The sequence below is a fragment of the Methylibium sp. genome (assembly GCF_013817365.1).
GTDB lineage: Bacteria > Pseudomonadota > Gammaproteobacteria > Burkholderiales > Burkholderiaceae_C > Methylibium.
This window is the reverse complement of sequence record NZ_JACDCU010000080.1, coordinates 1-11,730: the sequence shown is the minus strand read 5'-3', so window position 1 is coordinate 11,730 and position 11,730 is coordinate 1. Positions and strand designations below refer to the sequence as shown.

General features: G+C 68.8%; 6 protein-coding genes. All 6 read left to right on the top strand.

Features of this window, described 5'->3' with window-relative positions; genetic code table 11:
- Positions 1–783: multicopper oxidase domain-containing protein (locus tag H0W38_RS07300; RefSeq protein ID WP_292452509.1), on the top strand; the 783-nt coding region annotated here is incomplete at its 5' end.
- A complete protein-coding gene (locus H0W38_RS07295; protein WP_292452507.1) occupies positions 767–1,489 on the top strand; it encodes an SCO family protein in 723 nt (240 codons plus the stop codon). The genes H0W38_RS07300 and H0W38_RS07295, both read left to right, overlap by 17 nt.
- Before the next feature lie 49 nt (positions 1,490–1,538).
- Complete coding sequence (locus H0W38_RS07290; RefSeq protein ID WP_292452505.1) at positions 1,539–7,601, top strand: peroxidase family protein; 6,063 nt, start codon at positions 1,539–1,541, stop codon at positions 7,599–7,601.
- A gap of 75 nt (positions 7,602–7,676) precedes the next feature.
- The gene (locus H0W38_RS07285; protein ID WP_292452503.1) at positions 7,677–9,359 is read left to right on the top strand and encodes a type I secretion system permease/ATPase; all 1,683 of its coding nucleotides are present in this window, start codon (positions 7,677–7,679) and stop codon (positions 9,357–9,359) included.
- Between the two features lie 27 nt (positions 9,360–9,386).
- The gene (locus H0W38_RS07280) at positions 9,387–10,724 is read left to right on the top strand and encodes an HlyD family type I secretion periplasmic adaptor subunit (RefSeq protein WP_292452502.1); all 1,338 of its coding nucleotides are present in this window, start codon (positions 9,387–9,389) and stop codon (positions 10,722–10,724) included.
- A gap of 316 nt (positions 10,725–11,040) precedes the next feature.
- Positions 11,041–11,730: hypothetical protein (locus H0W38_RS07275; protein ID WP_292452500.1), on the top strand; the 690-nt coding region annotated here is incomplete at its 3' end.

The window sequence follows — 11,730 nt, the reverse complement described above, 5'->3', positions numbered from 1 at the left end:
TTCTACAAGGTCAGCCGACGCAAGTACCGCTTGCGCCTGCTGGATGCGGGGCCGGCCCGCATGTACGACCTGCAGTTGCGCCTGGGCAGCCCGACCGGCCCGGTGCAGAGCTTCCAGTACATCGCCAACGACGGCAACCTGCTGCCCGCCCCGCTGACGATGAACAGCGTGCGGCTGGCCGTTGCCGAGCGGGCCGACATCGTGTTCGATTTCTCGCGCTTCGAGAAGGGCAGCGAGCTGTTCCTGGTCAACCGCCTGGAGCAGCTCGACGGCCGAAAGCCCGAGAAGGACTACCTGAAGAACCCGGTGCCGATCCTGAAGTTCGAGGTCGACCGCGACGCGACGGGTGACGACGTGGACGAGAGCCGCGTGCCCGCCGTGCTGCGCGCGCTGCCCGACATGGACCAGCCCGTGGCGGCAAGGCGCAGCTTCACCTTCGACCGCACCAACGGGGCCTGGGCCGTGAACAGCAAGCTGTTCAAGAACATCCCGCGGGCCTCGCCGAAGAAGGGTACGGCCGAGATCTGGACGCTGCGCAACGAGAGCGGCGGCTGGGCCCACCCGATCCATATCCACCTCGAAGAGGGCCGCATCCTCACCCGCAACGGCAAGCCGCCGCCGCCGCACGAGCGCGGGCGCAAGGACGTCTTCTACCTGGGGCCGAACGAGACAGTGCAGGTGTACCTGCGCTTTCGCGACTTCACCGGCAAGTACGTCATGCACTGTCACAACACCGTGCACGAAGACCACTCCATGATGGTGCGCTATGACATCACCTCCTGAACTCCAAGCGGGAGGCGACGGTCGTCGCGTCCCGGACCGCTCGGCCCGCCGCGACGCGTTGGCGGGCATCGGCCCCGGCCTGCTGGCCGCGGGCATGTTGTCCACCGCGGGTATCGCCGCCTGGGCGGCCCAAGGCAAGACGGCAAAGAGTCCCTCGGCCTCGTCCCGGGCGGGGGGGAGCCGCTTCCCGAACCCGGTCGTGCTCACCCACGACGGCCGGCGCCTGCGCTTCTTCGACGACCTGGTGCGCGGACGCATCGTGCTGCTCAACATGATGTACGCGCAGTGCAGCAACATCTGCCCGCCGATGACGGCCAACCTGCTGAACGTGCAGCGCATGCTCGGCCCGCGCGCCGGCAGCGACGTGTTCATGGTCTCGATCACCCTGCTGCCCGAGCACGACACGCCGCAGGCGCTGGCCGAGTACGCACAGCGCTACCGCATCGGAGGCGGCTGGACCTTCGTGACCGGCCGGCCGGACGACATCGAGCGCTTGCGCCTGGCCTTCGGCTTCTTCGACGTCGACCCCGTGGTCGACGCCGACCGCTCCCAGCATACCGGCATGGTGCGCATCGGCAACGACGCCCTCGACCGCTGGTGCATGAACCCGGCGTTGGCAGAACCCGAGCAGATCTGCGAATCGATCCGCGCCGTCGATCCGCACAAGCGCCCCTTCGTCGGCTACGACCGGCGCCTCCAGTTGTAAAGCCGCGCTGCCCTGCGCCCAGAACCCGTCACTTACCGGAGAGAGTGAAATGAACATCAACCTCGCAGACCTCGAATTCATCCTCGAACAGATCAAGACCGGCGAGGCGCATGCCGCCGGCACGCCGCAGTCGATCCGCGCGCTCGTCGGCGACCCGCTGCTGCCCTTCGGCGTCCGCACGGTCGACGGCAGCTACAACAACCTGATCGCCGGGCGCGAGTTCTGGGGGTCGGCGGACCGCCTCTTTCCGCAGTTGACGAAGCAGTTCTTCCGTCCGGGCGAGAACATCACATTCGACCCCGACGGCCCCGGTCCTCTCGCAGGGGGCCAGGCGACCAACTACTGGCAAAACGGCGGCGTTGTCTTCGATTCGCAGCCGCGCGTCATCAGCAACCTCATCTCCGACCAGACCGCCTCGAACGCGGCCGCGACAACCGCCTGGAACCCCGAAGACGGCAAGGAGCTCGACGGCGACACCTACGTCATCCCCAACGTGTCGCCCGACCTGGGCCTGTCGTCGCCCTTCAACTCCTGGTTCACGCTGTTCGGCCAGTTCTTCGACCACGGCCTGGACCTCGCCAACAAGGGCGGTGGCACGGTATTCGTGCCGCTGAAGGACGACGATCCGCTGGTGGCGGGCGCCGACGGCATCTTCGGCAACGGGGACGATCTGGCCGCGAACCTGCGCTTCATGCCGCTGACCCGACTGTCCAACACCCAGGTGCAGCCCGGGCCCGATGGGCAGGTCGGCACCGCCGACGACATCCACCGCCACACCAACCAGACGACGCCACTGGTGGACCAGAACCAGACCTACACCTCGCATCCCTCGCACCAGGCCTTCCTGCGCGAGTACGAGCTCAATGCGGACGGTGAGCCGGTGGCGACCGGCCACATGCTCGACGGCGCCGCGGGCGGCCTGGCGACCTGGGCTGAGATCAAGGCGCAGGCGCGCGAGATGCTCGGCATCGCGCTCACCGATGCCGACGTGCTGAACGTGCCGCAGATCGTGACCGACGAGTACGGCCGCTTCGCACGCGGACCCAACGGCTATGCGCAGCTCGTCACGACGGGCGGCGTCATCGTCCAGGGCAACCCCGACGCGCCCATCAGCACCGCCAACGCGGTGCGCACCGGCCACGCCTTCCTCGACGACATCGCCCACACCGCCAATCCCAACGACACCCGCGGCACGGCGAGAACGGCCGACAGCGACACCGAGATCAACGGCCAGACTGCGGTGCTGCCCGCCGGCCAGTACGACAACGAATTGCTCGACGCCCACTACATCACCGGCGACGGTCGCGGCAACGAGAACATCGGCCTGACCACGGTGCACCACGTCTTCCACGCCGAGCACAACCGGCTGGTCGAGAAGATCAAGGCCGACCTGCTGGCCACCAACGACCCCACGCAACTTGCCGAGTGGCAGCTGCAGCCGGCCACGGACGACGCTCCCGCCGTATGGAACGGCGAGCGGCTGTTCCAGGCCGCCCGCTTCGGCACAGAGATGCAGTACCAGCACTTGGTGTTCGAGGAGTTCGCGCGCAAGATCCAGCCGCAGGTCGACGCCTTCGCCGGCTACGACGTGACCATCGACCCGGCGATCACGGCCGAGTTCGCGCACACCGTATACCGCTTCGGCCACTCGATGCTCACCGGCGAGGTGGACCGGGTCAATGACCAGGGCGTTTCCTCCGACCTCACGCTGATCGACGCCTTCCTCAACCCGGTCGCCTTCGCCGCCAGCGGCGCCGACCCGACCGACGCAGCCGAAGCCATCGTGCGTGGCATGACGCGCCAGACCGGCAACGCGATCGACGAGTTCATCGCCGAGGGCGTGCGCAGCAACCTGCTCGGTCTGCCGCTCGACTTAGGCGCCATCAACATCGCCCGCGGCCGCGACGCCGGCGTGCCGAGCCTGAACACGGCGCGCCAGCAGTTCTTCGCCGCCACCACCGATTCGGCGCTCGCGCCCTACACCAGCTGGGCCGATTTCCAGACCGGCATCAAGCACCCCGCCTCGCTCGTCAACTTCATCGCGGCCTACGGCACGCACGCCAGCGTCACCGGCGCCACCACGATGGCCGACAAGCGCACGGCGGCGCAACTCCTGGTCGACCAGGCCCGTGACAGCAACAGCGGCGATGCCTTCGACTTCCTGAATTCCCAGGGCGCCTACGCCGGCGGTAGCCTGGGCGGCCTGAACAACGTCGACTTCTGGATCGGCGGCCTGGCCGAGAAGACCGCGCCTTTCGGCGGCATGCTCGGCTCGAGCTTCAACTTCGTATTCGAGACGCAGATGGAAAAGCTGCAGGACGGCGACCGCCTGTACTACCTGGCGCGAACGGCCGGCCTGAACTTCCTGGTGGAGCTGGAGAACAACACCTTCTCCGACATCGTGATGCGCAACCTGCCGGGCGTGAAGCACCTGCCGGCCGACATCTTCATCGTGCCCGACCGGATCATCGAAGTGGACGATCCGAGCACCCATGGCCCGGGCGTCACCGCCAATGGACAGAACGTGCGCTACGTGGGCGAGGAGCACATCGTCCTCGGCGGCACCGACGCCGACAACGATCTGCGCGCCGACGAGGGCGACGACACCGTGTACGGTGACGGCGGCAACGACCGCATCGAAGGCGGCGCCGGCAACGACTCGCTGGTGGGCGGCGACGGCGACGACATCATCACCGACACCTTCGGCGACGACAACATCAAGGGCGGCGAAGGCAACGACGCCATCAACGCCGGCATCGGCGTGGACCTGGTCATCTCCGGCCCCGGCCGCGACTTCGTGGTCGCCGCCGGCGGCCTGCAGGAAACCTTCGCCGGCGCCGGTGACGACTTCGTGCGCGGCGGCACCTCGACCGACACGGTGTTCGGCGGCGAAGGCCACGACTGGATCGAAGGCGGCGGCGCCGCCGACCTGCTGCAGGGCGACAACGGCGACCCGTTCCAAACCAGCAAGGTCCGCGGCAACGACGTCATCAAGGGCGATGGCGGCAACGACGACTACGACGCCGAGTCGGGCGACGACATCATGGTCAGCGGCAGCGGCGTCGAGCGCTTCGAAGGCACGCTCGGCTTCGACTGGGTCACGCACTATCTCGAGCCCGATGCAGCGAATGCAGACATGCTCTTCGACGTGCTGCCGCCGAACGTGCCGATCCCGGTGGCCGAGACCAACGCCGATCGCTTCGACTCGGTGGAGGGCATGTCCGGCTGGAACCTGAACGACACCCTGCGCGGCGACGACCGCGTCCTGGCCGACTTCACCGAAGTGGAGGAAACCTCGGGCTTCAACAACGCGCTCAACGACGCGCAACAGATTGGTCTCATCGATGGCCTGGCGGGCCTGCTCGGCGGCCCGGGGGTGACCAGCTTCGGCGGCGGCAACATCCTCCTCGGCGGCGGCGGCAGCGACTTCCTCGACGGGCGCGACGGCGACGACATCCTCAACGGCGACGCCTGGCTGCGCGTGCAACTCGAACACGGCGGCCAGCGCTACGACAGCATGACGCAGCTGCAGGACGCGGTGTTCGCGCGGACCGTGCTGCCGGGAAACATCGGCATCGTGCGCGAGATCGTCTTCGCGACCGGTACCGCGGCCGGCGACGACCGGCTCGACGGCGGCCTGGGCAACGACTCCATTGACGGCGGCGAAGGCCGCAACGTGGTGATCGGCGGTGCGGGCAACGACCGGATCAACGTGTCCCAAGGGAACGACACCCTCGTCGTGGCCGCCGGCTTCGGTGCCGACGTGGTGACGGGCTTCGATTTCGACGGCGGCACCGAGACCACGCAGGACCTGATCGACCTCACCGGCTACATCGGCGCGGCCGACATCACCGCCGCGAACTTCGGCCAGCAGGTCATCATCGCCTCCCTGGCTGGCGACACCCTGGTCACCATCGGAGCCGACACCATCACGCTCGCCGGCGTGGCGGCGGCCGGCGTCACCGTGGCCGACTTCGTCATCGACGGCCCACCGGAGCCCGAGCCCCCGCCGCCGCCGCCGACCACGGTCGACAGTGCGGTGACCCGCACCCTGCTTGCCAGCGACCCGGCCAACCTCACGCTGACCGGCACCGGCAACATCAACGGCACCGGCGACGGGCGAGCCAACACGATCACCGGCAACAGCGGCAACAACGTGCTCAACGGCCTGGCCGGCAACGACCAGCTGATCGGCAACGCGGGCAACGACACGCTCAACGGCGGCACCGGCGCCGACAACATGAGCGGCGGCATCGGCAACGACATCTACGTCGTCGACAACATCGGCGACGTCGTCACCGAACTCGACGGCGAAGGCACCGACACCGTCCAGAGCTCGATCACGGTCACGGCCCTCGTCGCCAACGTCGAGAACCTCAACCTGACCGGCACCGGTGCCATCAACGGCACCGGCAACAACGCGAGCAACGTCATCACCGGCAACGGCGGGGCAAACCTACTGAGCGGCGGCATCGGCAACGACACGCTCAACGGCGGCAACGGCAACGATCGGCTGAACGGCGGTGCCGGCAACGATGCCCTCAACGTCTCGGCCGGCAACGACACGCTCGAGTTCGAGGGCGTCGGCTTCGGCGCCGACACCGTGACGGGCTTCGACGCGATCGGCGGGACCGCCGCGACGCAGGATCTCATCGACCTGCGCGGCTACACGGGCACCGACGACCTCACGGCCGCCAACTTCGCCGACCGCGTGGTCATCGCAGAGGACGGCGCCGATACGCTGGTCACCATCGGTGTCGACACGATCCGGCTGACCGGCGTGGCCGCGGCCGAGGTCACCGGCGCCGACTTCATCGTCGATGGCGGCGCCGTGCCGCCGCCACCTCCGCCACCTCCGCCACCTCCCCCGCCTCCCCCGCCTCCGGCGAACCCGGTCGAGAGCGCCACGACGCGCATCCTGGCTGAAGACGAAGGGCCCGACCTCACCCTGACCGGCACCGCCAACATCGACGGCACCGGCAACTCGGCGGCCAACATCATCACCGGCAACAGCGGCAACAACGTGCTGGCCGGCCTGGGCGGCGCCGACACGCTCGTCCTGGGCAGCGGCGGCAACGACACCGTGCTCGTGGCGGCCGGCTTCGGCGCCGACCTCGTGACCGGCTTCGACGCCGAAGGCGGCACGGCGGCCTTGCAGGACCTGATCGACCTGCGCGGCTTCGCCACGCTCAACGCCGTCAACTTCGACAGCAACGTGGGCTTCACCGCGGCCCCCAACGGCCTGGACACGGTCGTCACCGTCACGGGCGGCGGCACGATCACCCTGACCGGCATCGGGGCGGCAAGCGTGAGCATCACCGACTTCATCGTCAATGCCGCACCGCCGCCGCCTCCCCCGCCGCCCCCGCCTCCGGGCACGGTTGAGAGCGCCACGAGCCGCACCCTGGCCACCGGCGAAGGGCCCAACCTCACCCTGACCGGCACCGCCAACATCAACGGCACCGGCAACGCCGTGGCCAACGTCATCACCGGCAACAGCGGCAACAACGTGCTCGACGGCCGCGGCGGCGCCGACACGATGATCGGCGAGCTCGGGGACGACACCTACATGGTCGACACAGCCAACGACGTGACCACCGAGACGACGGCCGAGGGCGGCGGCAACGACACCGTGCGCAGCACCGTCACGCGCACGCTCGGCGCCAATATCGAGAAGCTCACGCTCATCAACAACGCCACCAACGGCACCGGCAACGAGCTGAACAACGTCCTCACCGGCAACGCCGTCGCCAACACCCTCAACGGGGCGGCCGGCGACGACCGGATCGAAGGCGCCGGCGGCAACGACACGCTCAACGTCAGCCTCGGCAACGACGTGCTCGTGTTCAGGGCACCCGGCTTCGGCGCCGACCGCGCGATCGGCTTCGATACCGACGGAGGCACCCCGGCTACGCAGGACCTGGTCGACTTCTCGCTCTACACCGGCGCGGCAGATATCACCGCGGCCAACTTCGCCGACCGGGTGTCGATCGTCGACGCTGGCAACGATACGCGCATCACGTTGACCGGGACTACCGACTCGATCCTGCTGTTGGGCGTCGTCGACCACACCACGGTGTCGCTCGCCAGCGGTGACTTCGTCCTGGGCTGATCGCAAGAGAAAGCGGCGAGCGGTGCACGGCCTCGCAGGAGGCGCGCACCGCTCGCCCGACAAAGGAGGAAAGCAATGAAATCTCTGTGGAGCGAACTGCGGCCGATGCTTGCCGGCCTGGCCGCCTTCTCGTTCGTCATCAACCTGCTCTTTCTCGCGCCGGCGATCTTCATGCTGCAGGTGTTCGACCGCGTCCTCCCGAGCAACAGCGGGGAGACGCTGCTCGTGCTGCTAGGCGGGACCCTGGGTGCCCTGTTCATCCTGCTGGCTCTTGACTATGTGCGCAACCGCCTGCAGAACGTGCTCGGCGGGCTGGTCGAGGAACGGCTCTCCCCACGGGTCGTGGAAACGCTCGTGGTGAAGGCAGCGCGCCGCCCGCAAACCGCGCAGTTCGACGGGATGCGCGACGTGGCCTCGCTGCGCGCGATGTTCATGGCCAACGGCCTCGTCGCCGTGTTCGACGCGCCATGGGTGGTCTTCTACGTGCTTGTCATCGGGGCCTTCCATCCGCTGCTCGGCATCGGGGCGGCGGCAGCGGCCGTGGGCATGCTCACCCTCGCCTGGCTCAACGACCGGCTCAGCCGCGCGCCACTCGAGGCCCTGCAGAAGGACAGCCGGCACGCCTCGCAGTACCTGGAGAGTTCGCTGCGCAATGCCGAGGTGCTGCAGGCGCTGGGCATGACGCAGCGGCTGCTAGCGCGCTGGCGGCAGTCGCAGGACCGGCTGGCCGCGCTGCAGACCGCCGCAGGCCGCAGCACGGTAGCCTTCGCCGCCGCCACGCGCTTCATGCGCCAGGCCATCCAGATCCTGATGCTCGCCCTGGGCGCCTGGCTGGTCCTGACCGGCCAGGCCTCGCCGGGCGTGATGATCGCCACCACCATCCTGCTCGGCCGCGCCGTCCAGCCGATCGAGCAGCTCGTTGGGGCGTGGCGCGTGCTGACCGACGGCCGCGCCGCCTACCGGCGCCTGGCAGAGCTGTCGCGCGAGTTCGAAATCGAGGCGCCGCACGTCACCCTGCCCACCCCCGAGGGCCGGCTCAGCGTGGATGCGGTCAGCTACCGGGTGTTGGGCACCGAGCAGGTGCTGCTGGTCAACGTGGCGCTGAATCTGAGCGCGGGCGAGGCGGTCGCCGTAGTCGGCCCGAGCGCGGCAGGCAAGTCGACCCTCGCGCGGCTCATCACGGGCGTGTGGCGGCCCACCGCCGGCTGCGTGCGGCTCGACGGTGCCGACGTCGCGACCTGGCCGCGCGAGGATCTCGGCCCGGCGATCGGCTACGTGCCGCAGGACGTGGAGCTGTTCGACGGCACCGTCGCCGACAACATCGCCCGGCTGGGCGAAATCGATTCCGAGGCCGTCGTGGCAGCCGCCCGCCGCGCCAACGTGCACGACATGATCCTCACCTTGCCCCAGGCTTACGAAACGCCGGTGGGCGAACAGGGCCTGCGCCTCTCGCCGGGCCAGCGCCAGCGCATCGCCCTGGCGCGCGCGCTCTACGGCAACCCGCGGCTGGTGGTGCTCGACGAGCCGAATTCCAACCTCGACGGCGCCGGCGAGATCGCCCTGGCGCAGGCGCTGTCCTCGCTGCGCAGCGAGGGCGTGACCTCGGTGGTGGTCACGCACCGGCCCTCGCTGATTGCGCACGTGGACAAGATCCTCGTGCTCGAGGCCGGCCGCGTGAAGCGCTTCGGCCCGGCCAGCGAGGTGATGCGGGCGATGCAGCGCGACGCGCAGGTCGCCATGGCCGAACAGGCCGCGTGAACAAGAACCAAGAATCAGGAGCCCCTCATGACCGCGGCCATTCACAGCTTGCCCGTCCCCTTTCGCCCGCGCAGCAACAGCGAGCACGCGCGCAGGTTGCGCCGCGCCGGCCTGGCCATCGTCTGCGGCGCCGTGCTGCCGATCGGCGCTTGGCTCGCGCTGGCACCGCTGTCGATGGCGGTGGTGGCGCCCGCGTTCGTGAAGGTCGACCTCAACCGGCGACCGGTGCAGCACCTGGAGGGCGGCATCGTCCGCTCGGTGCTCGTGCGCGACGGGCAGCGCGTCAAGGCCGGCGAGCCGGTGCTGGTGCTGGGAGATGTGGGCGTCGACGCCGACCGCAACCGCCTGCGCCTGCGCCTGCACGTCGAGCAGGCCACCTTCGCCCGGCTGGTGGCTGAACAGGCTTTTGCGCGGACACCGGATTTCGGCGACGAGCTGCACGCTGCGGCAACAGAGGACGTCCGCGTCGCCCGGGTCGTCGAGAAGGAACAGACGCTGTTCGACGCACGGCGCCATTCGCTGCTGAGCGAAAGGGCGCTGCTGGTCACGCAGCGGCTGCGGGTGCAGTCGGAGATCGGTGCCTTGCACGCGCAGATCGGGAAGGCGCAGACTTCGCTCGCCCTCCAGCAGCGCGATCTCGAGCGCAGCCAAGGTCTGCTCGCGGAGGGCTTCATCTCCCAGACCCGGGTCGGGCAGGCGGAGGCCACCGTCGCCGATTACGCCTCGCAGCTCGAGGAGCGGCGCTCGGAGCTGGCCCGGGCTCAGCAACGGCTGGTCGACAGCGACCTCAAGATGCAGTCGGCACGCAACCAGTACACGCAGGCGGCGAGCGACCAGTTGCAGACGGTGTCGGCGCGGCTCGGCGAACTCGAGCAGGAACTGCGCAAGACCGAGGACGCCGCCACCCGTCAGGTGGTGACGGCGCCAGCCAGCGGCGACGTGATTGACCTCAAGTTCTCGTCACCCGGTGCGGTGGTCAGACCAGGCGAGTCGATCGCCGAAATCGTGCCGATCGACACGCAGCTCGTGATCGAGGCGCGGATCTCGCCGGAAGAGCTGAACAACGTCGAGCGCGGCCAGCCCGCCCGCATCAAGTTCACCGCCTTCAAGCACCGCAACATGCCGATGGTGACCGGCCAGGTCACCTATGTTTCGGCCGACAGGCTCAACGACAAGACCAATGGCGCGCCGTACTACAGCGTGACGATTGCTGCCGACGCCGCATCGCTCGGCACAGTCGCCGACCTCAAGCTGCAGGCGGGCATGCCGGCGGAGGTGTACATCCAGGGCATCCGGCAAACGCCCTTCCAATACCTGGCCGAGCCGATCGCCTCGACGCTGCGCAAGGCGGCGCGGCAGATGTAGACCCCCGCTCGTCGGTCCGCCGCGACGGGGGGCGGCCACGGGAGCAAAGGGATGCCCGCGTGCAGCGCGCACGCCTTGGCTCGCGACTCGGACGGCGGTCGGCACGAATTTGTACCCACCCCCTCGTTTGAGGGCACCCCAGTGCGAGACGCCGCTTTGAAGCCGCGCCGATTTGTTCCATCATGAAAGCTACGTGAAATAGTATTTCCGCAACCTGCAACGGGCCCCGTCGGAGCACCGTTGGTGCGGTGCAGAGCAGTAGCGTCCTGAGCGCAGCGCCGCGACGGTGTCGACGGTCCGAAACGTGGGCGGTGTCATGCGCGCGACCAAGGCATTCGAGATCGCAAGCTACCTTGCGCTGGGCGGCATCGTGGCCCTGTTCGTGACGCTGAGCTGGCTCACGCTGCGCGTGGTCCACAGTGTCGAAAACCAATCCGCCGAGATCGACCGGGCCTACAGCGCGATGGTCAACACGGCGCACCTCGCCGCCGAGCTGGCGGAAATCCAGCGTGACGAATGCCAGGCCCCCTGGCCCGGCGAGCCGGTGGGCCATGCCTTCGCGGCAGCTGCCCTGGCCCCGGTTCGCAGTTCGAGCCTCCCGGGCGGCGCACAAAGCCGTCCGACCGGCCCACAGTGGCGTGCCGAACTGCAGTGCCTGGATGAGATGGTGCGCACCCTGCGGCCGCAGGAGCCTCGACCGATCACGCTGGCGGCCCGGGGAACGAGCAGTTTGGCGACGGCCATGATGAGCATTGCCGACGAGGCGCCGACCATGGGCGAACTCAACAGCCTGATCGACGGCCTGGTGCAGCGGCAGTCGCTCGATGTTCAGCGCGGCAAGGTGGCCGAGAGCGCTGGATTTCGCCAACTGCGCGACGATGCGGTGCTGATCGGCGTGATCGCCACGGTGCCCGGGCTGCTGCTGCTGGCGCTGATGCGCCGCAGCTTCGCGACACAAAGCGACGTAGCCGGGCAACTCGCCTTCGCCAATGACCACCTCGAACTG

Coding starts and splice junctions, on each gene's coding strand:
- H0W38_RS07295 (WP_292452507.1), top strand. CDS start 767: ATGACATCACCTCCTGAACTCCAAGCGGGAGGCGACGGTCGTCGCGTC.
- H0W38_RS07285 (WP_292452503.1), top strand. CDS start 7,677: ATGAAATCTCTGTGGAGCGAACTGCGGCCGATGCTTGCCGGCCTGGCC.
- H0W38_RS07280 (WP_292452502.1), top strand. CDS start 9,387: ATGACCGCGGCCATTCACAGCTTGCCCGTCCCCTTTCGCCCGCGCAGC.
- H0W38_RS07290 (WP_292452505.1), top strand. CDS start 1,539: ATGAACATCAACCTCGCAGACCTCGAATTCATCCTCGAACAGATCAAG.